The following is a 22,672-nucleotide window of genomic DNA, read 5'->3' as shown; positions in this document are numbered from 1 at the left end:
CGCTCCCACATTCAACCGATTTCCAACATGAGAATGCGGTCAAGTGTGGGAGCGGGCTTGCTCGCGAAGGCGTCAGCCTCGTCACCGCAAATCACACTGCCAACAAACGCTCGCGCAACTTGCCAATCTCATCCCGCGTCTGCGCCGCCGCCTCGAACTCCAGGTCCCGCGCCAGCTGGTACATCTTCTCTTCCAGTTGGCGAATACGCTTGGTGATCTCACTCGGCGAACGCAATTCGTTCTCGTACTTGGCGCTTTCCTCGGCCGCCTTGGCCATGCCCTTGCGCTTCTTGCTGCGCGAGCCCGGCACGGTGGCGCCTTCCATGATGTCGGCGACGTCCTTGAACACGCCCTTGGGCGTGATGCCGTTGGCCAGGTTGAACGCGATCTGCTTGTCGCGCCGACGCTCGGTCTCGCCGATCGCCCGCTCCATGGAGCCGGTGATACGGTCCGCATACAGGATCGCGCGACCATTGAGGTTACGCGCCGCACGGCCGATGGTCTGGATCAACGAACGCTCAGAACGCAGGAAGCCCTCCTTGTCCGCATCGAGGATCGCCACCAGCGACACCTCCGGCATGTCCAGGCCCTCTCGCAGCAGGTTGATGCCCACCAGCACGTCAAAGGTGCCCAGGCGCAGGTCGCGGATGATCTCCACGCGCTCCACGGTGTCGATGTCCGAGTGCAGGTAACGCACGCGCACGCCGTGGTCGGCCAGGTAATCGGTCAGGTCTTCGGACATGCGCTTGGTCAGCGTGGTGACCAGCACCCGCTCTTCCAGGGCCACGCGCTTGGTGATTTCCGAGAGCAAGTCGTCCACCTGGGTCAATGCCGGGCGGATTTCGATTTCCGGGTCCACCAGGCCGGTCGGGCGCACCAACTGTTCGATCACACGGCCCGCATGCTCGGCCTCATAGTTGCCCGGCGTCGCCGACACAAAGATGGTCTGCGGGCTGATGCTTTCCCATTCGTCAAAGCGCATCGGCCGGTTATCCAGGGCCGACGGCAGGCGGAACCCGTATTCCACCAGGGTTTCCTTACGCGAACGGTCGCCCTTATACATGGCGCCCACTTGCGGCACGCTGACGTGGGACTCGTCGATCACCAGCAGTGCGTCAGGCGGCAGGTAGTCATACAGCGTCGGCGGCGGCGCGCCGGATTCACGACCCGACAGGTAGCGCGAGTAGTTTTCGATGCCGTTGCAGTAGCCCAGCTCCAGGATCATCTCCAGGTCAAAGCGCGTGCGCTGCTCCAGGCGCTGGGCTTCCACCAGCTTGTTGTTGGAGCGCAGGTACTCCAGGCGCTCGGCCAGTTCCACCTTGATGCCCTCGACGGCCCCCATCAGGGTTTCGCGTGGCGTCACGTAGTGGCTTTTCGGATAGAAGGTAAAACGCGGCAACTTGCGGATGACCTCGCCGGTCAGCGGGTCGAAGGCCGACAGGCTCTCCACTTCATCATCGAACAGCTCGATGCGGATCGCTTCCAGGTCGGATTCGGCCGGGTAGATGTCGATCACATCGCCGCGCACGCGGAAGGTGGCGCGGGCAAAGTCCATGTCGTTGCGGGTGTACTGCAGGCTCGCCAGGCGGCGCAGCAGTTCGCGCTGGTCCAGCTTGTCGCCACGGTCGACGTGCAGCACCATCTTCAAATAGGTTTCCGGGCTGCCCAGGCCGTAGATGCACGACACCGTGGTGACGATGATCGCGTCCTTGCGCTCCAGCAACGCCTTGGTCGCCGACAGCCGCATCTGCTCGATGTGGTCGTTGATCGAGGCGTCCTTCTCAATGAAGGTGTCGGAGGACGGCACGTAGGCTTCGGGCTGGTAGTAGTCGTAGTAGGAAACAAAGTACTCCACCGCGTTGTTCGGGAAGAAGGACTTGAACTCCCCGTACAACTGCGCGGCCAGGGTCTTGTTCGGCGCCAGCACCAGGGTGGGCCGGTTGATCTGCGCGATCACGTTGGCGATGCTGAAGGTCTTGCCCGAACCGGTCACCCCGAGCAGCGTCTGGTGCGCCAGGCCGGCTTCAATGCCTTCGACCATCTGGCGAATGGCTTCCGGTTGATCGCCGGCGGGTTCGAAGCGGGTGACGAGCTGGAAATCCGACATAACGTACCTCGTGAAGTCACCCCAGACTCAAAACCGCCAGGGACGAAATAGCTCAGCAACCCGCGAATAGTCATCGCAGGTTGCAGGAAAAAACCATGATAGCTGTAGAAGTGGTGCCGAATGTGACGGGTTTCAAGGCAATCGTCCTACCTGCCGCTCAGGATCAATGTTGCAATAAGACTAACGGTCAGCAAATAAACCGAAAAACTTGGCCTAAAAGCCGTTTCGGTTGTCGCCTCAGGCGGTGATGGCCTCTATACTAGCTCCCCGTTTGTGCACCGCTCTAGTGCATTCGGCTGGAGCGCGACACGTCCCTCCCTTCCCCCATAGAGCTGCCGCAAAAATGAGCCTGTTCTCCGCTGTCGAAATGGCACCACGCGATCCTATCCTGGGCCTCAACGAAGCATTCAACGCCGACACACGAACCACCAAGGTCAACCTTGGCGTGGGCGTTTACTGCAACGAAGAGGGGAAGATTCCACTCTTGCGTGCCGTTGCCGAAGCGGAAGCCATTCGCGTGGCGCAACACGCCGCGCGTGGCTACTTGCCCATCGACGGCATCGCGGCCTACGACAAGGCCGTGCAAACCCTGCTGTTCGGCGCTGAGTCGCCCCTGCTGGCCGCTGGCCGCGTCACCACCGTGCAAGCGGTCGGCGGCACCGGCGCACTGAAGATCGGCGCAGACTTCCTCAAGCAACTGCTGCCAGACGCCGTCGTGGCCATCAGCGACCCAAGCTGGGAAAACCACCGCGCCCTGTTCGAAACCGCCGGCTTCCCGGTGCAGAACTACCGTTACTACGACGCCGCCACCCACGACGTGAACCGTGCCGGCCTGCTCGAAGACCTCAACGCCCTGCCGCCGCAGTCCATCGTGGTGCTGCACGCCTGCTGCCACAACCCGACCGGCGTCGATTTGAGCCCGGCCGACTGGCAGAACGTGCTGGACGTGGTCAAGGCCAAGAAACTGGTACCGTTCCTCGACATGGCCTACCAGGGCTTCGGCGACGGCATCCACGAAGACGCCGCAGCGGTGCGCTTGTTCGCTGAGTCGGGCCTGACCTTCTTTGTGTCCAGCTCGTTCTCCAAGTCGTTCTCCCTGTACGGCGAGCGCGTGGGCGCACTGTCCATCGTCGGCGAGTCCAAGGAAGAAAGCGCGCGCATCCTGTCCCAGGTCAAGCGCGTGATCCGCACCAACTACTCCAACCCGCCGACTCACGGCGCGGCGATCGTGGCAGCGGTGCTGAACAACCCTGAGCTGCGCGCCCAGTGGGAAGCCGAGCTGGGCGAAATGCGCCTGCGCATCCGCGGCATGCGCGAGCAGATGGTGGCCGACCTGGCCAAGGCTGCTCCGGGCCACGACTTCAGCTTCGTCGGTCGCCAGCGCGGGATGTTCTCCTACTCCGGCCTGACCGTTGAGCAAGTCACCCGCCTGCGCAGCGAGTTTGGCATCTACGCCCTCGACACTGGCCGTATCTGTGTGGCGGCGTTGAACCAGTCGAACATTGATGCGGTCACAAAGGCAATTGTTCAGGTGCTTTAAGCCGGTAACCGTTGCACAGAAGGGGAAGCCAATGGCTTCCCCTTTTTCGTCGCCAGCCCCTAGACTGAACCTTGCCCGCCCCTTTGCTGTGAGAGCCTTATGAGAAACGACGACCTGGACCTGCGCGCCGACCGCGACGAACTGCATGACTACGCCCCGCGCGCGCCACAGGCCAAGCGGCAGAAGAGTCTGGTGTTGCAGGTGGCGCTGGGTGTTTTCCTCGGCGGCCTGGCGTTGTGGCTGGTGCAGCTGGGCGCCGCAGCGATCATGGCGAAACTGGCCATGGGCACCCTGCAATTCGGCGGCTGATGAAGATCAAAATGTGGGAGCTGGCTTACCTGCGATGCAGACGACTCGATCTTCCTGCATGACCGAGTAGATGCCATCGCAGGCAAGCCAGCTCCCACAGTTGATCTATGCTGGCTCTAGAACGCGCTCTTCCAGCAGTTTTACGAAGCTGTTCAGGCTCTGCGACACCGTCCCCCGCCGCCAGATCAACCACGTGTGCAGAATCCGGAAGCTATCGCTCAGCGGCCACACACTCACCGCCGTAAACCCCGGCATGCTTTCCAGCATGCTGCGTGGCATCAGCGCCAGGCCCGCACCGGCGCTGACGCAGGCGAGCATGCCGTGATAAGACTCCATCTCGAAAATCCTGCCCGGCACCGCGCCATCCTGTGAGAACCAGCGCTCGAAGTGATGGCGGTACGAACAGTTCGAGCGGAACGTATAGATGCTCTCCCCCGCCACATCCTGCCCCCGGGTAATCGGCGCATGGTGCAGCGGTGCGATCACCACCATTTCCTCCTCGAACACCGCCACGCCTTCCAGGGTCGCGTGCAACACCGGCCCATCCACAAACGCCGCCGCCAGTCGCCCCGACAACACCCCTTCAATCATCGTGCCTGAGGGCCCGGTGCTCAGGTCCAGTTCGACCTTGGTGTGCTTTTGGTTATACGCCGCCAATAACGCCGGAATGCGCACCGCCGCCGTGCTCTCCAGCGAACCCAGGGCAAACGCGCCCTGGGGCTCCTCCCCCGCCACCGTGGCGCGGGCCTCTTGCACCAGGTCGAGAATGCGCCGCGCATAGCCGAGGAAGTTCCAGCCGGCCGGCGACAGGCGCAGGCGGCTCTTCTCGCGGATGAACAATTCAACGCCCAGGTCCTGCTCCAGTTGCTTGATGCGCGTGGTCAGGTTCGACGGCACACGATGAATCAACTGCGCGGCGGCGCTGATGCTGCCTTGCTCGGCAACGGCCTTGAAGATTTCCAGCTGCACCAGATCCACATCATTCTCCAATCGTGAATGTATTGCTTAATATTATTCAGTTTCCAGAAAAGAGATAGCCCCGTAGCCTGAACCCAATCCATTCATTCAGCAGGACGGTGCCATGAACGCAACCACCCACGCTCTCTCGATCAACCCGGCCACCGGCGAAACCGTCGGCAGCTACCCCTACGAAAGCGCCGCGCAACTGGACGCCGCCCTGAACCGCGCCACCGCCGCCTTCCGCACCTGGCGCCGCCAGCCGGTCGGCCAGCGCGCCGAACTGCTGCTGGCCCTGGCCGCCGCCCTGCGTGAACAAGCCGAAGACATGGCGCAGATGATCACCCTGGAAATGGGCAAGCCCATCGCCCAGGCCCGTGCCGAAATCGAAAAATGCGCCCTGCTCAGCGAATGGTACGCCGCTCACGGCCCGGCCATGCTGGCGCCGGAACCGACCCTGGTGGACAACGGCAGCGCCCAGATCGAATACCGCCCGCTGGGCCCGATCCTCGCCGTGATGCCGTGGAACTTCCCGGTGTGGCAAGTGCTGCGCGGCGCCGTGCCGACCATGCTCGCCGGCAACACCTACGTGCTCAAGCACGCCCCAAACGTGATGGGCAGCGCCTACCTGATTCAGCAGGCCTTCCACAAAGCCGGTTTTGCCGAAGGCCTGTTTGAAGTGATCAACGTGGGCAACGAGGGCGTGTCCAGCGCCATCGCCGACCCGCGCATTGCCGCCGTGACCCTCACCGGCAGCGTGCGCGCCGGTATCGCCATCGGCTCCCAGGCCGGGGCTGCGCTGAAAAAATGCGTGCTGGAACTGGGCGGCTCCGACCCGTTCATCGTGCTCAACGACGCCGACCTCGACGCCGCCGTGCAAGCCGCCCTGATCGGCCGCTTCCAGAACAGCGGCCAAGTCTGCGCCGCCGCCAAGCGCCTGATCATCGAAGCCGGCGTGGCCGAAGCCTTCACCGCCAAATTCGTCGAAGCCAGCCGTGCCCTGGTGATGGGCGACCCGACCCTGGCCACCACTTATGTGGGCCCGATGGCACGCTTCGACCTGCGCGACGAGCTGCACGGCCAGGTCCAGGCCACCCTCGAAGAAGGCGCCACCCTGCTGCTGGGCGGCAATAAAGTCGCGGGTGCCGGTAACTACTACGAGCCGACCGTGCTGGCCGGCGTCACCGACCAGATGACCTCGTTCAAACAGGAACTGTTCGGCCCGGTGGCCTCGATCATCACCGCCCGCGACGCCGACCACGCCGTGGCCCTGGCCAACGACAGCGAATTCGGGCTCACCGCCAGCATCTTCACCACCGATGCGACCAAGGCCCGCGACATCGCCAACCAGTTGGAAACCGGCGGGATCTTCGTCAACGCCTTCAGCGTGTCCGACCCTCGGGTGGCGTTTGGCGGCGTGAAAAAGAGCGGCTTTGGCCGTGAACTGTCGCACTTCGGCGTACGCGAATTCTGCAACGCCCAAACCGTGTGGCTGAACCGCAAATAACCCACCGCCCTGTAGTGGGCGGGCTTGCCCCGCTCACTACAGTTGGGTCACAAATACCCTCCGCCGACGCCATCGCTGGCAAGCCGGCTCCTACGGGGGATCGGGTTTTCTCTCCCCCTTGGCAGTACGATCGACTACCATACCGCGCCGGTTCCCAAACGGGACTAATAGGGAATCCGAAGCGCGGCCCCTCGCGTCAATCGGAACTGCCCCCGCAACTGTAGGTGCTGAGCCTGCTCCACACTGCCACTGAGCCCTGCTCGGGAAGGCCGGAGCCTGGCGACGACGCACGAGTCAGGAGACCTGCCGGCCAAGCGTTATCACGACCGGCGGGGTGTCCGGGAAGGACATCCTTGCCCTGCCCTTCGGCAGCGTCCATGGCTGTATTTCCACGACCGTACCTCCCCCTGCTCACTGTACGGTTCAAACGGAGATTGCCCCATGCTGCCACGCGTTACCGCCCTGCTCACCGGCCTCGGCTTCTGCACCCTGGCCCAGGCTGCGCCCACCCATTACCCGCTGACGCTGGAAAACTGCGGCAGCACCCAGACCTTCCAGCAAGCCCCCGCCCGCAGCGTAACCATCGGCCAGGCCGCCACCGAAATGCTCTACGCACTGGGCGTGGGCGACAAAGTGGTGGGCACCTCGCTGTGGTTCAACAATGTGTTGCCGCAATTCAAGGCCCAGAACGACACCATCGAGCGCCTGGCGAACAACGAGCCGAGCTTTGAGTCGGTGATCGCCAAGCGCCCGCAACTGGTGGCCGCCGAGCTGGAATGGGTGGTCGGCCCCCAAGGCGTGGTCGGCACCCGCGAGCAATTCCAGGAACTGAAGATCCCCACCTACCTGCTGCCCTCCGACTGCGAAGGCAAGGACAACCTGGTGGGCGCCGACGGCACGCGGCTGGAGCCATTCCGCATCGAGACCATTTACAAAAGCATCAGCCAGCTGGCGCAGATCTTCGACGTGCAGGACCGTGGCCAACAGCTGAACGACGACCTCAAGGCGCGCCTGGCCAAGTCGGTCGCCACCGCCCAAGGCAAAGGCCTCAAGCAGGCCAGTGCGCTGGTGTGGTTCTCCAGCGCCGAGATGGCCGCCGATCCTTACGTGGCCGGCCACAAGGGCGTTCCGGAATTCATGCTGCAGACCCTTGGCCTGACCAACGTGGTGCAGTCCGATGAAGAGTGGCCCGCCGTCGGCTGGGAAACCATCGCCAAGGCCAACCCCACGTTCCTGGTGATCGCACGCATGGACCGCCGCCGCTACCCGGCCGACGACCATGAAAAGAAACTGGCTTTCCTGCGCAGCGACCCGGTGACCCGCAACATGGACGCGGTGAAAAACAACCGCATCATCATCCTCGACGCCCTGGCGCTGCAGGCCAGCCTCCGTACGTTCGACGGCCTTGAACAACTGGCCACGGCCATCGACGGCTACGACCCACTCAAATGACCCGTACCCTGCTCGCCCTGGCCCTGCTCCTGGCCGCCGTGCTCGCCGGCGTGGCCATCGGCGAAACCGCCATCTCGCCGCAGGTGGTGCTGCAAGTGCTCGCCAATAAACTGTGGACGGCGGGCTACGTGCTCGACCCCATCGACGAAGGCGTGGTGTGGAACTACCGCCTCACCCGCGCCCTGGTGGCCGCCGCGTGCGGTGCGGGCCTGGCAACCTGCGGGGTGATCTTGCAGTCGCTGCTGCGCAACCCGTTGGCCGACCCGTACCTGCTCGGCATCAGCGCCGGCGCCTCCACCGGCGCAGTGCTGGTGGCGTTGATCGGCGTCGGTGGCGGGCTGGTGTCGTTGTCGGCCGGGGCGTTCGTGGGGGCGATGGCGGCGTTTGCCCTGGTGATTCTGCTGGCACGCGCCAGCGGTTCGGCCAGCGGTACCGGCCAGATCATCCTCGCAGGCATTGCCGGCTCGCAGTTGTTCAACGCCCTCACGGCATTCCTGATCACCAAGTCGGCCAGCTCCGAACAGGCGCGCGGCATCCTGTTCTGGCTGCTGGGCAACCTCAGCGGCGTGCGTTGGCCGTCGGTGTGGCTGGCGGTGCCGGTGGCGGTAGTGGGCTTGGCGGTGTGCCTGTGGCACCGCCGTGCGCTGGATGCGTTTACCTTCGGCACTGACTCGGCGGCGTCCCTGGGCATCCCGGTGCGCCGCGTGCAGTTTGTGCTGGTGGGGTGTGCCGCGCTGGTGACGGCCGTGATGGTGTCGATTGTCGGCTCCATCGGCTTTGTCGGGCTGGTGATCCCCCACGCCGTGCGCCTGCTGCTGGGCACCGGGCACTCGCGCCTATTGCCGGCGAGTGCCTTGGGTGGTGCGCTGTTCCTGATTGCGGCGGACGTGCTGTCGCGCACCCTGATCAAGGGCCAGGTGATTCCGGTGGGCGTGGTCACCGCATTGGTTGGCGCGCCAGTGTTTGCGCTGATTCTGATCGGCCGGAGGCACCCGCGATGAGTGTGCTCAGTTGCAGCGGCCTGGGCTTCAAGGTGCGCGACGCGGAGTTGCTGCGTGATGTTCACCTCGACGTCGAAAAAGGCGAAACCCTCGGCATCGTCGGCCCTAACGGCTCCGGCAAATCCACCCTGCTCAAGTTGCTCGCCGGGTTGCGCACGCCAGCGAGCGGCGACGTGCGGCTGGGCGGCCAACGCCTGGGCAGTTTGTCCCGGCGCACCATCGCGCAACAACTGGCGGTGGTGGAACAACAGGCCGACACCGACGACGCCATCCGCGTCTTCGACGCCGTGGCCCTGGGCCGCACGCCCTGGCTGTCGGCGCTGAGCCCGTGGTCGGCGGAAGACGACGCCATCGTGCACCAGGCTCTGCACGACGTCGACGCCACTCACCTGAGCCAGCGCGCCTGGCGCAGCCTCTCCGGCGGCGAACGCCAACGCGTGCACATCGCCCGCGCCCTGGCGCAACGGCCGCAGATTCTGTTGCTGGATGAGCCGACCAACCACCTGGACATCCAGCATCAGCTTGGCATCTTGAAGGGCGTGCAAGCGCTGCCCGTCACCACGCTGATCGCCCTGCACGACCTCAACCAGGCGCTGACCTGCGATCGCTTGGCCGTGCTCGACCACGGCCGTTTGGTCGCCCTCGGCAAACCGCTGGACGTGCTCACGCCACAACGGTTGCAGGACACGTTCGGCGTGCAGGCGCACTACCTCACCGACCCGTTCGACGGCGCGCAAATCCTGCGACTACGCCCCCATTAAACAGCCTACCGCCATCTTGTAGTGAGCGGGCTTGCCCCGCGCCGCGGTGTGTCAGGTATATATAAAGGACCTGACACACCGCCGTGCGGGGCAAGCCCGCTCACTACAAAGCTGTTTATATCTCCCTCAGAAATCGTTCTGCTAGCATCGCCAACCTCTGCGCTCAACCCGCGTTCGCCGAGCACACCTTCGAATACGCCGACGTTAGCGTCATCAACGTAAACCAAGAGGGCTAAAATGACTGAACTCCCCATGGCCGACGCACGCCAAACTGATAAAAATCGCAAGATCATTCAGGCCGCTATCAAGACAAGAAACCTGGCAAGCGCCGCGAACAACACCAAGTGGAACGAACTGATCACACACATGCGCCAGCGCACGGAATGGCGTCCGTCCTATCGTTCAAAATCCATCACCGGCTATATCTCTGAATGGGATGTGGAATGGTTCTGCCACCTGCCGTTCCCCTTTGCGTATGTCCAATGGTTCGACATTGGTTTGTGGCAAGAAGCCCCCTCGTTGGGCGTGTTATTGCCACGCACGTACATTGACCACACCCAGGAAATCTCTCAGGTCGTCTCGCAAATAGGCTTCGAATTTGAAGTGCAGGCCGACGTGCTGAGGATCTGGGGCTACCTGCCAAAATGCTACGAAGACTTTCCGCCCGCACCCGAACTGTAGGAGCCCGGCTTGCCGGCGATAGCGGTAGCCGCGACGATGTGGTCGTCATGGCGCACCACCAGAAATCGCCCGTCGCCCTGAATATAGGTCGCCTCAAATCGTGCCAGGTCATCCGGCACGCCACTCGCGCTGAGCTTTGGAAACAGCTCGGCACGGGCGTTGAGCACAAAGCTCAGCACCTCGGGAATACATTCCAGCGTGACGGGCTGGATGATCATCCCGCCGTCCCCTCCAACCGGGCACTGATCCACCTGCGGCTATAAGCAAGCACGCTACCCGCCATCGCGACCGGAAAATGGATAAACCCGTGCGCCGCCTCCGGCAACAAATGTGCCTGCGCCCCCGGCCAGCGCTCGGCGATCAACAGCGTGTCGTCCTTCAGCGGGTCCAACGCCCCGACAAACATCAACGCAGGGGGCAGGCCGCTCAAGTCCCCGTACAGCGGTGACAACGGCGGCTGCCGGCGCGCCTCATCACTCAACCCCGGCGTCAGCAGCGCCAGGGCCGTGACCATGCCCGGTCCGTCCAGCAGCAAGGTGTCCGGCCCCGCCGCGCGCACGCTGGGGGTGCCGGTCAGGTCGTACACGCCGTAATACAACACCGCCCCGCTCACCCGTTGCAGCAGCGCCGGCCATTGTTTCAGCGCCAGCAACGTCGCCGCAGCCAAATGCCCACCGGCCGACTCGCCGACGACAATCGCCGGCAAGCCGGCAAACTCATCGGTCGTCAGCAACCACCGTGCGGCCGTGAGGCAATCCTCCATCAAGCCTTCCACCGGCGTGTCGACCGCCAGCCGGTAATCCACCGACACCACCGCCACGTCGCACGCGTTGACCATGCCCAGGTTCAAATCGTCATCCATCTGCGCATTGCCAATCACCCAGCCGCCACCGTGGATATCCAGCACCACGCCCTTGGGCTGGCCGCTCGGTAGCAAGATGCGCACCGGCACCTGCTGGCTGCCCACGCCTATCAGCCGGGTTTGCGCAGGGTGTTGTTTCCTGACTTTTTGACTGACGCGCAACAACGCCTGGATCACACGCGGCGTCACACGGTTGCGGATTTTAAAGCGCGGCATCCAGGCCAGCTTCTTGTTGAACGCGCGCATCTGCGCCAGCTCGGGCTCGCTGGCCGACCAAGGGGTATGAGCCATCAGCGGTTACTGCGCAGGATCGAGAAATTCAACGCCACCGCCACACTCAACCACGCCAGGTACGGGAACAGGATCAAGCCGGTGATCAAGTCCAGCCGCAACGCCATCACCACCAACGCCGCCACCACCAGCCACAGCAGCACAATCACCACCATGCCCGCGACGATGTGATGGGCGCCGAAAAACACCGGCGTCCACAGTGTGTTCAACGCAATCTGCGCCGCCCATAAGCCCAAGGCCAGTTGGCTGCCGGGGATCATCGTGAGGCGGTAACCGGCCCACGCCAGCAGCAGATAGATGACTGTCCAGGCCACGGGGAAAAGCCAATTGGGCGGGGTAAAGCTGGGTTTGACGAGGGATTCATACCATTGGCCCGGTTTGAAGATCAGGCCAGTACTGGCGGCGGCGCCGCAGGCGATAAGGAAAATCAGGAAGATCATGGCCTGTCCTTAGCTGGGATCAGCTGTAGAGGGTGTGTTTCAGAATAGGACGCCTGAAGAATGGGTAAAAGTTCACCGCAGGTTTCAGGAATGTTCCGGCGTCACGATCTTCAACCAGGGCCAACGCGCCTGATAACTGAGGGCTTTACGCTCAAACAACTCGCGCTCCGGATGCAACGGGTTGATGCGCAGCACGCCCTGCGCCACATCCTCCAAGCCATACGGCGCATACAACTCGCCCGTTTCAATCTCCAGGCCGATGCAGGTGCCCGCCACCAGGTAACGGTCCACGCCCTGCTTGGCCGTGTGCAATTGCGGGTAAGGCCGGCCAAAGCGCTGGCCATACCAAAGATGAACCCGCGCCTGGTTCTTGACCTCGACGTTGACGCCCAGGTCCTGGAATAAGCGCTCGGCGGCGCGGATGACGTTGTCTTCCGCCTCGTAGGACAGGTCGGTGTCGAAGTAAAAAACGTCGTAGTCCTTCACCCCATGATCGGCCGGCAAATTCGACTGATGATTCCACACCGCCTGGAACAGGCAGCCCGCCGTGAGCATGCACTGCTCGACACCAAGGGCTGGCAGGCGTGCGGTGATTTCGGCGTTGATGGGGTTGGCCATGGCCAGTGCGAGCAGGGTGTCGACGGTCAATGTCATGTTCAGTCCTTTGAAAGCAGATGCGCTGGAGCATGCAACCTTACACTTTCCCATGATGAGTTTCGTGACAGCTCCACTCCCTCGTGGCGAGGGAGCTTGCTCCCGCTGGGCTGCGCAGCGGCCCCAAAACCTGACGCCGCGTAATGCAGGGGTAAAATTCGATAGCCCAGGGGCCGCTTCGCGACCCAGCGGGAGCAAGCTCCCTCGCCACAGGGGGCGGTGAAGTCAGCTTTTTAGTTCGGTGGCGCGGTGGCTCGCGGCGTCGTCGTAGGCCACATACAACGCTTCGGCGACTTGGCTTTTGATGGCCTTGGTGGACTCCAGCCCCAGCACAAACCCTTCCGCCTTGCCGCCTGCGCGGTTGAGGGCTTCGTGGGTGTCGGCGCCGGTGATGGCGTCGAGAAGCTTGGTGGCGTGGGGGCCTACGCCTTTGGGGAGGCTGATCTGGTCGATGGACATGGCGATACCTTCAAAGAGAGCAATCGGTAGCGCGTGTAACCACTGCCGGGGTGGCATGGTAGTCCTGTTTGCGCACAAAGGGGGGCCAGTTCAGCCGGCAATCGCCTGCGCCGCCAACGCCAGCCGCTGAATCGCGGTGCGGATTTCCGCCTGATCGAGCGAAGCAAACCCCAGCCGCAGGGCATTCTCCCGCTGGCCAAACGGCGAAAACAGCCGACCGCTGCGCACCACCAAATCCAGCGCCAGCGCCTTTTCACACAGCCGGTCGACATCGATTGCATCGGCAAACTTCACCCACAGCGCCAGCCCGCCTTCCGGCTCCTGCACGCTGATCTGCTCGCCAAACGCTTCCCGCAGGCCCGTCAACAACACCTCACGGCGCTGACGGTACTCTTTGGAAACCCGGCGCAGGTGCTTCTTCAACTCGCCATCGTTGATCAAGTCCCCCAGCATCCGCTGCATCACCGCATCCCCCTGCCCCAGGCTCACCGCCGCCGTGCGCTCCAGCACCTGGATCACATTCGACGGCGCCACGATATAGCTGCAGCGGAACGTGCTGCCGAGGGACTTGGACAGCGAACCAATGTAGATCACATGCCGCTGCGCGCTGTCGCTGGCCAGCGGCAGATAAGGCCGCCCGGCAAAGTGATACTCGTGGTCGTAGTCTTCCTCGACGATGCAGAAGTCATGCTGCCGCGCCAGTTCCAGCAAGTGCTGGCGGCGCCCGGCGCGCAGGCTGACGGTGGTGGGGAATTGGTGATGGGGCGTGAGGTACATCATCCGCACGTCGTGCTGGCGGCACAGCGCATCGAGCTGATCAACCCGGCAGCCCTCGTCGTCCAACTCCACGGTGACCAGCCGCGCACCCAACTGGCGGAAAATCTCCCAGGCCGGTGGGTAACTCAGGCGCTCCACCAGCACCACATCACCGGGCTTGAGCAACACGCTGGCCGTGAGGTACAGCGACATCTGCACACCCTGGGTCAGGCAAATCTGCTCGGCGCCCACCGTGAGGCCACGGTTATGCCGCAGCATTTCGGCCAGCGCCCGGCGCAGGTAGGCGCTGCTGCCTTCGCTGCCATGGCGCACGGTGTTGGTGGTGAAACTGTGGCGCAGCGCATTGCGGTAATAACGGTGCAGCACCGCTTGCGGCAGCAATCGGTGGTCACTGGCGCCGTTATCGAAAAACAGCGCACCCGGCCGGTGTTGCAGCGCGACGGCCTGTTCGCCCGGGGAGAAATAATCCGCCGCTGGCGTGTCGCGCAGCGTTAGGGCAAAAGGCTGGAGCGCGCTGGGCGCCGCTACCGCGCCGGTGGCCAGTTGCGTGCTCACAAAGGTGCCGCGCCGCTGGATGCTCACCAGCCAGCCTTTGGTCACCGCCTCTTCGTAGGCGAGGATCACCGTCTTGCGGTTGACGTTGAGCAGCTGCGCCATCTCCCGCGTGCCGGGCAGCAAGGTGCCGGGGCGCAGGCGGCCTTCGGTGATCGCACTCACCAGGCCCTCGATGATCTTGCGGTACGACGCCTGAGGCTGCGCGCCATCGAGTTTGAGCAACGGGCGCCATTTGCGAAGCTGGACCATGTGAATTATCCAAAACTGGAGGTTCTTCTGGTCCTAGTCTACCGCAACAATCGAGCCTCAATTGCCCCGAGGTGTTTATGCACAACCGCCATGTCGTTGAACTGTTGCCCTCGGGCAAATCCTTCGAAGCTGCCGACCATTTGCTGCTCGACGCCATGCTCGCCAGCGGCCTCGCCGTGCCCTTTTCCTGCCGTCGCGGCGCCTGCGGTTCGTGCAAGGTCAAGGTGGTGGCCGGCGAGTACCGCGCCAAACAGCTCGCGCCCGACGCCCCCGTGCCCTCCTACCCCCTCGCGCCGGACGAAATGTTGCTGTGCCAGAGCCACGCCTGCAGCGACATGCGCCTGGAAATCCCCGGCTGGTCGCTGGACACGCCGACACTGGAAACCACCGCGCAAGTGGTCAGCAATCGCCCATTGAGCGCCGATATCATCGAACTGGTGCTGCGCACCGCCCAGCCCCTGGACGTACGCCCCGGCCAATACCTGCGGTTCCGCCTGGACGATGGCGACAGCCGCTGTTTCTCCATCGCCAACCTGCCTGCCCAGGACGAGGGCCAGCTGGTGTTCCATATCCGCCAGGTGCGCGGCGGCCGGTTCTCCGAAGGCATCCTGCCAAACCTGCACGCGGGCGCTAGCGTGAACCTCGAAGGCCCGGTGGGCGCCTGCACCTGGCAACACAAGGGGGAGCGCCCGGTGGTGCTGTTCGCCACCGGCACCGGGTATGCCGGCATCAAGCCGTTGTTGCTGAACGCCCTGGAGCGTGGGGCCGAGGTGACCCTGTACTGGGGCAACGCAGCGTCGGCGGATTTCTACGACGCGGCGTTTCTCGACCAGGCCAGCCAGGCGCACCCACGTTTTCGCTGGCATCGGGTGCTGTCCGTCGACGCCCGCGTGCAGCAGGTCGCCCTCACGCAGCCCCACGACTGGCCCGACAGCCAGATCTACGCTTGCGGCAACAGCGGCATGATCAGCCAGGTGCGCGAAACCTGCCTGGCCGCCGGCGCCCAGGCCCATCGCTTTGTCGCCGAAGCCTTCGTGCCCAGCGGCGCCTTGGCGCCCACCGCGTCACTCAACGCCCTGGACCCGGTGCTGGAAAAAGTCGGCCCGCGCTACTCGCTGGACGGCATGCTCGCCGCCCGCGAACAAACCGTACGGGCCCTGGCCGCCATCGCCGAGCAATTGAAGGTGGGCATGACCACCGCCCAAGCCCTCGACATGGCCGGCCAAACCTTGCAGGCCATGGGCGCGTCCCACACCTGGCACCCCACCTACATCCGTTTTGGCGACGACACCGTGCGCACACCCCGCCAAGGCATCGACCCGCAGCGCAAGCTACGCGCCACCGACATCGCCGTGGTCGACCTCGGCCCGGTGTGGGACGGCTACGAAGGCGACTACGGCGACACCTTCGTGTTCGGCGGACACCCGTTGCATGAAGCCTGCGTCAAGGCCCTGCACCAAGTCTTCGACGAAACCCGCGACGCCTGGCACCAAGGTCTTACCGGGCGCCAGCTGTATGACTTCGCCGAAGACAGCGCCCGCGCCAAAGGCTGGCGCCTGGAGCGTAACCTGGCCGGGCACCGCATCGCCGACTTCCCCCACGCCCTGTTCAGCCAGGACAAGCTCGCCGACGTCGAGATCGTGCCCAGCGACATGGTCTGGGTGCTGGAAATACAGCTGTGCCACCCCACCCTACCGATCGGCGCGTTCTTTGAAGATATCCTGATTGGCGAGCCCACCTACCAGCGCCCTAACGCCATGGCCCAATCCCACGCATAAACCGGCCCGATCCCGCGCGCCAATTTCCCGCCCTTCCGAGCATGCTGGCTCGCGACACCTCAGCCCTGAGGCGTCGCAGCCCATTAAGACCGACCAAAAACAACAAAGAGGTTCTTATGCCCGTGCTCCCTCGCCCGTCCTCGCGCTTTGAGCGCCGCCCGCTGCGGGTACTGATGTGCGCATCCACTCTCGCGCTGTCGCTGGCCGCCAGCGCCACCCACGCCGACACCGCCAAACCCTACCCCCACGCACAAGAGCCGATTGGCGACGTGCAAGCCATCTACGACGGCCGCCTCAGCCCGGAACTGGCGATCACCACCTTCCGCAACACCGACCGCCTGTTCCCGGTGCGCACCATCAAGGCCGGCGACCACCCGTTCCCGCTGCCGCGCAGCGCAAAACCTTTGGCCCCCGTGGCGTTCGAGTTCAAAGGCAAGCACTACAGCCTCGACGACTACGTGACCACCAACCGCGTCACCGGCCTGCTGGTGCTCAAGGACGGCAAGATCGTCGACGAGCGCTACGCCCACGGCAACACCGCCGAGACCCGCTGGATGTCGATGTCGGTGGCCAAATCCGTCACTTCGACGCTGGTCGGCGCGGCCCTGCAAGACGGCGCCATCAAAAGCCTGGACGACAAAGTCACCCACTACCTGCCCGCCCTGGCCGGCAGCGCCTACGACCAGGTCACCGTGCGGCAGATCCTGGCGATGCGCTCCGGGGTCAAGTGGAACGAAAAATACACCGACCCGTCCTCCGACGAACGCCACCTGATCCAGCTGCGCAGCGAACAAGTGCCCGGCTCCCTGCTCAAGTTCATGGCCACCCTCAGCACCGCCGCGCCACCCGGCACGCGCACCAACTACAGCACCGGCGAAACCCAAGTGCTGGGCCAACTGGTCAGCGCCGCCGTGGGTAAGCCGCTCACCCAATACCTCAGCGAAAAAATCTGGGGCCCATTCGGCATGCAGACCGACGCCAAATGGTGGCTCGACGGCGCCAACGGCAACGAAGTCGGCGGCAGCGGCATCAGCGCCACGCTTGAGGACTACGGCCGCTTCGGCCAATTCGTACTCAGCGGCGGCAAGGCCGGTGGCAAGCAAGTGTTGCCGGAAGGCTGGTTGAGCTTCGCCAGCGCGGTCACCGGCTCAGACGCCGCCTACGGCGACTTCGCCTCCATGTGGTGGCCCGGCTGGACCGACGCGTCCAAGGCCGACAAAGCCTTCACCGCCGCCGGCACCTTTGGCCAGTACGTCTACATCAACCCGACCAAAAACGTGGTGATCGTGGTGTGGCAGGCCCAGACCCAGCCGACTGGCGGTAAAGTGATCGACGACATGGTCGCGTTTGACGCCATCGCCAAGGTGTTGCCGTAACGAAAAAAGGGGGGCGGACCATTCTGACGCTGGCCTGTCCCCTTTCCGCGCATTGCCCCACAGCTGTCCCACACCTACAGTGAATGCCTCATTGATCAACACCGAGGTCATCACCCATGGCACGCATTGTCCGACTCCACGCCTACGGCGACGCCAGCGTCTTGCAACTCGACGACATCGACGTCCCCGCCCCCGCTGCCGATGAAGTGCAAATCGACGTCAAAGCCTTCGGCCTCAACCGCGCCGAAGTGATGTTCCGCAACCACGCCTACCTGCAAGAAGCCGAATTCCCCAGCCGCCTGGGCTACGAAGCGGCCGGCGTGGTCGCCGCCGTCGGCGCCAACGTCACCGACCTTAAAGTCGGCGATGCCGTCAGCGTCATCCCACCGCTCGACATCGCCCGCTGGGGCACCTACGGCGAAGTGGCCAACGTGCCCGCCCACCTCACCGTCAAACACCCGCACACCCTCAGTTTCGTCCAGGCCGCCGCCTCGTGGATGCAATACGTCACCGCCTGGGGCGCCCTGGTCGAACAAGCCAAACTCACCACCGGCGACGTCGTACTGGTGACCGCCGCCTCCAGCAGCGTCGGCCTCGCCGCCTTCCAGATCGCCCGCAGCGTCGGCGCCACCGCCATCGCCGTCACCCGCACCCGCGCCAAACAACAAGCCCTACTCGACGCCGGCGCCCACCACGTCATCGTCAGCGACGAAGAAGACCTGGTGCAACGCGTGATGCAACTCACCAACGGCCAAGGCGCCCGCGTGGTATTCGACCCCATCGGCGGGCCGGGCTTCGAAGCCCTCACCCAGAGCATGGCCCAGGGCGGGATCTTGCTGGAATACGGCGCACTGAGTGCCGAGCCGACGCCGTTTCCGTTGTTTACCGTGTTGGGCAAATGTTTGACGCTCAAGGGGTACCTGTACGCCGAAATCGTCGCTGACCCTTTGGTGTTGGCGCGGGCCAAGGCGTTTATTTTGGATGGGCTGGCATCGGGCGCGTTGGCGCCGGTGATTGCGAAGACGTTTGGGTTGGATGAGGTGCAGGACGCGCATCGGTATTTGGAGGCGAACCAGCAAGTGGGCAAGGTGGTGGTGACGGTATAGGGGAATCGTCCTAGGACATTTCCCAAAGGTGGAGAGCGGGTTGCCCGATGGCCTACGCGTAGCCCAGAATCCGCTGGCTTGTGTGCTGGGGTGGTGGAATTTATGGTTGCGCGGTCGCTGAATTTTTCGGTGATCGGGTTTAGTAGCCCACGATTTAACCTAACACGTGCATGAGCATCATCCTTCAGACGGCCTCCGTCTGTGCTTGATGGTGGCTGTGCGCAGGGCGCCCTCGGGCGCGCCGGTTTTGTTAGGTTCCACCGGTCTACTAACCTGCGTACAGCTGCCGCCCTTTTGTTTAGTAGCGATGGGGTGGTGGCATCAAGGTAAGGAACTTAACGATGGTTAATGATTCGACCACGCTTTTCATTGTCGCTCCTGACGTTAGCAACGAAGCGCTCATTATCAATAGCTACGAGACCTTTAGCTCGGTTAGCACGTTGCTGCTCGACCTATCGGAAGACCTCAGCGGTAAACACCGTGACATTGCGCTAGCGATTCATCAACTGAGCGAACTGGGTGTGCTCATGACGGCAAGACTCCTCGACCACGAAGCACCCTGCCCTCGTTGAACAACAGAAATCCCAGTCACTAGCGGGCTGCTCGCCGAATCGTCGTATGCGGCAGTTACGATTCGGCGATCTTGCTTCCCATGCCATGAAATCGTGAATTCCGGAGTAGACCTAAACTCTCCATTTCACCTATGGAGTTCAGGGTCTGCTTTCGACCAGAAGCAGTCATTGCAGGCGCTGAATCGGACGTAGTTGACGTCTGAAGTGATGAGGGTTCGAATCTCTCCTTCACCGCCAAATTACGAAAATGCAAACCCCTGATTTTCCTAGAGAAAGTCGGGGGTTTGTGGTTTTTGGCGTCCCAAAAATAGCCCCATGGGACCACCGTGGGACTGGCGCTCTATTTTGGTGCGAAATTGCGCCGTTCAGTGACTGAACTTGAGCGTCGTATTTCGCACGTCGCATTGAGGACATGAGCGGCACCGGTTTTGCAGCCGCCAAGTGGTTCCCGTCTCCGCTGAGGTGGCATAAAATTCTTAAGCCATCTTAGAGTTGAGCGGGGGTTATGTATGGACAAGATTGGGATGCGCCTCAAAGAAGAGCGTGCTCGGTTGAATTACACACAGCAGAGGTTCGCAGCCATTGGCGGCGTTCTGGCGAATGCGCATTCTAAGTATGAGCGGGGTGAGCGAAGCCCGAGCGCGCTATATTTGGCGCAGCTAGCTCAAGTCGGCGTCGACGTCTTATATGTGTTAACCGGTCAACGGTTAAGTCGCGCTGAGGACAGTGATTTTGGTGTGGCATTTAACGGATTACCCGCGCGCGAACGCAGGGTGATAGCTGAACTAGTTGAATGCATTACTAGGCGCGCTTGAGAGAAGAATCCAATGCCCAGCGCTTATGAACTCTGAATCTTTTTAGCGATAGCTTGCAGCTCGTCCCATGGCCTGTGTTTCTGACCCTGGTACCAGCAGCTCGGAGTGTGCAGGAACAGTTCGGTCTGATCGTTTTCACGTTGTTGGGAACCGCAACTCCTACAGGAAACGACCCCTCCAGAAATTTGCCATCTACTATTCCAATTTATCAAATCGTCTTGCGCGGTCATGAAAATCTCTACAAACGCGTACTTTTTGTAAAGGATACTGGAGTCTGGCATTTGTTCCGCAAAATTTTGGCGGATAGCCCGCGTCACAACTGATTCTGATAACGCCGCTTATGTTCAAAAGGCCCCCACACCGAACCGGGTGTGGGGGCTTTTTTTGGGCGCCTGGAAACCATTTCCCCTTACACTGGTCCACCACAGCCCCCAGATATTGGTTACCCACATTCAACCATTCGCCGGAAGAGGTTCGCGCTTATGAGCGACAACACCGCAAACCCTGCTGGGCCGCAATACGGAAGCGCACGGCGAGACACTTCACCGAGCGGGGTAACTCTCCAGACGCACTTTCTCAACTATGCGTGGGACCTTGAGTTGGCTCATATAGTTAAGGCGCCCGGCGCGGAGCTTGTTCAGTATCACGTTGCGCGTTCGCAAGGGTTTGCCTGGGGGCTGCGCGCCGCTGACCTGATCAATGAAGACGTGCTCAAAGCGATGACCGAGGCAATCGCTGGTGCTGAGCAGAATGCTTATGCACGTATCGCGCAAAATGATCATGAGAGCGGTTGATCCATGTGGATTGCCAATCGGAGCATTAGAAAGTGCCTCTCTCTTGGCGGCTAAAATTGGGCATATCACTTTCTTAGACCTCCATGCTCTAGGCGAGAATGGCCCCAGAGCGAAAATGGCGTTAGCATTCCGCCTCACTCGGCTTAAACAGCCTGTTTTTCAGATCAGGGTCGCATCGTGGAAAAGCTAAAACGCCTCCAAAGTGGAATCGAAGGGCTCGACGCTCTGCTCAAGGGAGGGCTGGTCGCGGGCGCTTCATACATAATCCAAGGGCGGCCAGGTTCTGGCAAAACGATCCTAGCCAACCAACTCGGGTTCCATCATGCGAACAATGGAGGTCGGGTTCTGGTCGCCACACTGCTGGCCGAGTCACACGATCGTCTTTTTCAGTTTCTTTCCACTCTGAGCTTTTTCGATGCTTCTAAAGTGGGCGCTGAAATTCAGTTTGTCAGTGCGTTTGACACCCTTGAGAATGAAGGACTAGACGAGGTTGTGAAGCTGCTTCGGCGTGAAATAAGCCGGCAAAAAGCCACAGTGATGGTGGTAGATGGCTTGCTGAACGCTCGCTCAAAAGCCGACTCGCATATCGATACCAAAAAATTCATTTCTGAGTTGCAAGGGCACGCTGCGTTCGCTGGTTGCACCGTATTATTTCTCACCAGCTCCCGTCTCGACGATGGCAGCCCTGAGCACACCATGGTTGATGGTGTGATTGAAATGGGCGAAGAGCTATTTGGCACTCGCTCGGTACGTCGTATTCAACTGCGTAAAACTCGCGGCAGTGGAGCAATGACAGGCCTTCATGAGTGTGAGATTACCGACGAAGGATTGGTGGTTTACCCTCGACTCGAAAGTCTCTACAGCCATCCGTCCGCTCCCGACAGCGCCGATATGACGCGTATTCCTAGTGGCATTGGTTCGCTGGACGGCATATTGGGTGGAGGCCTTTACAGTTCCAGTGTGTCTCTGGTCATGGGCCCATCCGGGATTGGTAAAACGACTCTGGGTCTCAAATTTATATCCGAGTCGACGGTGGATGCACCAGGACTGCATTTTGGCTTCTACGAGAGCCCACAACGGTTGCGACTCAAAGGCCAATCACTGGGTATCGATATCAAGGGTATGGAGGACAGCGGCGCCCTAAGCATCGCATGGCAGCCTACTACTGAAGGCCTGCTGGATGGGCTGGGCGCACGACTGCTGAATATCGTTGAAGAAAAGGGCATCAAGCGCCTTTTCATTGACAGCCTCAGCGGTATGACACGAGTCTCGACAAATCCCGCACGGATTACTGACTTCTTTAGCGCTCTGATGAATGAGCTGCGATCCAGGGGCGTAACCGTATTCGCATCCTGGGAAATGCGCGATCTATTTGGCTCCGAGGTAAGCGCGCCAAACTCTGATCTGTCCAGCATCGTCGACAACCTGATGCTTATGCGTTTCTCTGAGAATCACTCTGAACTTAGCAGGACGCTTTCCATTCTTAAAGTACGAGACAGCTCTTATGACCCCTCGCGCTTTGAGGTAGTCATCCATGATAAAGATGTTTTCCTGACGAAGGCTTCAAGACATGAACCATCAGTTCCCACTGAGTCATCTCCAGGTTCAATTTCTTAAGCTTTTGAGTGG

The 22,672-nt window shown here is 62.0% G+C and carries 22 protein-coding genes and 1 riboswitch; of the genes, 14 read left to right on the top strand and 8 right to left on the bottom strand.

Annotation, left to right across the window (positions count from 1 at the left end; genetic code table 11):
* Positions 1 to 91 precede the first annotated feature (91 nt).
* Positions 92 to 2,107 carry an excinuclease ABC subunit UvrB gene (uvrB, locus tag ACVWVP_RS14240; protein ID WP_176998708.1) on the bottom strand — a complete coding sequence of 672 codons (2,016 nt, stop codon included), beginning with the start codon at positions 2,105 to 2,107 and terminating at the stop codon, positions 92 to 94.
* Positions 2,108 to 2,450: 343 nt separating this feature from the next.
* On the opposite strand from uvrB, the gene ACVWVP_RS14235 reads away from it, so the two are divergent.
* Complete coding sequence (locus tag ACVWVP_RS14235) at positions 2,451 to 3,647, top strand: amino acid aminotransferase (protein WP_178924473.1); 1,197 nt, start codon at positions 2,451 to 2,453, stop codon at positions 3,645 to 3,647.
* A 99-nt stretch (positions 3,648 to 3,746) separates the two neighbouring features.
* Positions 3,747 to 3,956: a hypothetical protein gene (locus ACVWVP_RS14230; RefSeq protein WP_178924475.1), complete on the top strand. Its 210-nt coding sequence runs from the start codon at positions 3,747 to 3,749 to the stop codon at positions 3,954 to 3,956.
* A gap of 105 nt (positions 3,957 to 4,061) precedes the next feature.
* Here ACVWVP_RS14230 and ptrR read toward each other — a convergent pair whose 3' ends face one another.
* Positions 4,062 to 4,934: a putrescine utilization regulator PtrR gene (gene ptrR / locus ACVWVP_RS14225; protein WP_259173702.1), complete on the bottom strand. Its 873-nt coding sequence runs from the start codon at positions 4,932 to 4,934 to the stop codon at positions 4,062 to 4,064.
* Positions 4,935 to 5,037: 103 nt separating this feature from the next.
* Here ptrR and ACVWVP_RS14220 point away from each other — a divergent pair, with 103 nt between their 5' ends.
* From ACVWVP_RS14220 to ACVWVP_RS14200, 5 genes are all read left to right on the top strand, one after another.
* Positions 5,038 to 6,420, top strand: coding sequence for an aldehyde dehydrogenase family protein (locus ACVWVP_RS14220; RefSeq protein WP_457406649.1), 1,383 nt, complete (start codon positions 5,038 to 5,040; stop codon positions 6,418 to 6,420).
* Between the two features lie 131 nt (positions 6,421 to 6,551).
* Positions 6,552 to 6,745: riboswitch (cobalamin riboswitch) on the top strand.
* A 116-nt stretch (positions 6,746 to 6,861) separates the two neighbouring features.
* Positions 6,862 to 7,872 carry an ABC transporter substrate-binding protein gene (locus ACVWVP_RS14215; RefSeq protein WP_176998702.1) on the top strand — a complete coding sequence of 337 codons (1,011 nt, stop codon included), beginning with the start codon at positions 6,862 to 6,864 and terminating at the stop codon, positions 7,870 to 7,872.
* Positions 7,869 to 8,873, top strand: coding sequence for a FecCD family ABC transporter permease (locus tag ACVWVP_RS14210; RefSeq protein ID WP_457406646.1), 1,005 nt, complete (start codon positions 7,869 to 7,871; stop codon positions 8,871 to 8,873). Before ACVWVP_RS14215 ends, ACVWVP_RS14210 begins: the two co-directional genes overlap by 4 nt.
* A complete protein-coding gene (locus tag ACVWVP_RS14205) occupies positions 8,870 to 9,634 on the top strand; it encodes an ABC transporter ATP-binding protein (protein ID WP_457406643.1) in 765 nt (254 codons plus the stop codon). The genes ACVWVP_RS14210 and ACVWVP_RS14205 overlap by 4 nt, the downstream gene beginning before the upstream one ends.
* A 237-nt stretch (positions 9,635 to 9,871) precedes the next feature.
* Positions 9,872 to 10,315 carry a DUF6678 family protein gene (locus ACVWVP_RS14200; protein WP_457406641.1) on the top strand — a complete coding sequence of 148 codons (444 nt, stop codon included), beginning with the start codon at positions 9,872 to 9,874 and terminating at the stop codon, positions 10,313 to 10,315.
* Here the strand turns inward: ACVWVP_RS14200 and ACVWVP_RS14195 are convergent.
* From ACVWVP_RS14195 to pdxR, 6 genes are all read right to left on the bottom strand, one after another.
* Positions 10,282 to 10,533: a hypothetical protein gene (locus tag ACVWVP_RS14195; RefSeq protein ID WP_457406638.1), complete on the bottom strand. Its 252-nt coding sequence runs from the start codon at positions 10,531 to 10,533 to the stop codon at positions 10,282 to 10,284. The two genes, ACVWVP_RS14200 and ACVWVP_RS14195, sit on opposite strands and share 34 nt — an antisense overlap.
* Complete coding sequence (locus tag ACVWVP_RS14190) at positions 10,530 to 11,468, bottom strand: alpha/beta hydrolase fold domain-containing protein (protein WP_457406635.1); 939 nt, start codon at positions 11,466 to 11,468, stop codon at positions 10,530 to 10,532. Before ACVWVP_RS14190 ends, ACVWVP_RS14195 begins: the two co-directional genes overlap by 4 nt.
* On the bottom strand, positions 11,468 to 11,908 hold the full coding sequence (gene tspO / locus ACVWVP_RS14185; protein ID WP_176998696.1) for a tryptophan-rich sensory protein TspO: 441 nt from the start codon (positions 11,906 to 11,908) through the stop codon (positions 11,468 to 11,470). The genes ACVWVP_RS14190 and tspO overlap by 1 nt, the downstream gene beginning before the upstream one ends.
* 84 nt (positions 11,909 to 11,992) lie before the next feature.
* On the bottom strand, positions 11,993 to 12,562 hold the full coding sequence (locus tag ACVWVP_RS14180) for a nucleotidyltransferase family protein (protein ID WP_457406631.1): 570 nt from the start codon (positions 12,560 to 12,562) through the stop codon (positions 11,993 to 11,995).
* A gap of 225 nt (positions 12,563 to 12,787) precedes the next feature.
* On the bottom strand, positions 12,788 to 13,021 hold the full coding sequence (locus tag ACVWVP_RS14175; RefSeq protein ID WP_457406629.1) for a hypothetical protein: 234 nt from the start codon (positions 13,019 to 13,021) through the stop codon (positions 12,788 to 12,790).
* A 90-nt stretch (positions 13,022 to 13,111) separates the two neighbouring features.
* The gene (gene pdxR, locus ACVWVP_RS14170) at positions 13,112 to 14,602 is read right to left on the bottom strand and encodes a MocR-like pyridoxine biosynthesis transcription factor PdxR (RefSeq protein ID WP_457406626.1); all 1,491 of its coding nucleotides are present in this window, start codon (positions 14,600 to 14,602) and stop codon (positions 13,112 to 13,114) included.
* 77 nt (positions 14,603 to 14,679) lie between these two features.
* Here pdxR and ACVWVP_RS14165 point away from each other — a divergent pair, with 77 nt between their 5' ends.
* The 7 genes from ACVWVP_RS14165 (at position 14,680) to ACVWVP_RS14135 (ending at position 22,660) form a co-directional block, all read left to right on the top strand.
* Positions 14,680 to 16,380: a M24 family metallopeptidase gene (locus tag ACVWVP_RS14165; RefSeq protein WP_457406623.1), complete on the top strand. Its 1,701-nt coding sequence runs from the start codon at positions 14,680 to 14,682 to the stop codon at positions 16,378 to 16,380.
* 116 nt (positions 16,381 to 16,496) lie between these two features.
* On the top strand, positions 16,497 to 17,756 hold the full coding sequence (locus ACVWVP_RS14160) for a serine hydrolase domain-containing protein (protein WP_457406620.1): 1,260 nt from the start codon (positions 16,497 to 16,499) through the stop codon (positions 17,754 to 17,756).
* Between the two features lie 116 nt (positions 17,757 to 17,872).
* Positions 17,873 to 18,862 carry a zinc-dependent alcohol dehydrogenase family protein gene (locus tag ACVWVP_RS14155; RefSeq protein WP_457406618.1) on the top strand — a complete coding sequence of 330 codons (990 nt, stop codon included), beginning with the start codon at positions 17,873 to 17,875 and terminating at the stop codon, positions 18,860 to 18,862.
* A 341-nt stretch (positions 18,863 to 19,203) separates the two neighbouring features.
* Positions 19,204 to 19,434 (top strand): DUF6124 family protein, encoded by a 231-nt coding sequence (locus ACVWVP_RS14150; RefSeq protein WP_457406615.1) that lies wholly within the window; start codon positions 19,204 to 19,206, stop codon positions 19,432 to 19,434.
* A 509-nt stretch (positions 19,435 to 19,943) separates the two neighbouring features.
* Entirely contained in the window at positions 19,944 to 20,249 is a 306-nt protein-coding gene (locus tag ACVWVP_RS14145) for a helix-turn-helix domain-containing protein (protein WP_457406613.1), read from the top strand.
* A 482-nt stretch (positions 20,250 to 20,731) separates the two neighbouring features.
* On the top strand, positions 20,732 to 21,043 hold the full coding sequence (locus tag ACVWVP_RS14140) for a hypothetical protein (protein WP_457406610.1): 312 nt from the start codon (positions 20,732 to 20,734) through the stop codon (positions 21,041 to 21,043).
* 174 nt (positions 21,044 to 21,217) lie between these two features.
* On the top strand, positions 21,218 to 22,660 hold the full coding sequence (locus ACVWVP_RS14135; protein ID WP_259175044.1) for an ATPase domain-containing protein: 1,443 nt from the start codon (positions 21,218 to 21,220) through the stop codon (positions 22,658 to 22,660).
* Positions 22,661 to 22,672: the final 12 nt, after the last annotated feature.

Source organism: Pseudomonas sp. TE24901, assembly GCF_054058375.1.
Note: the sequence above shows the minus strand (reverse complement) of the source record. Positions and strands in the feature narration are given on the sequence as shown.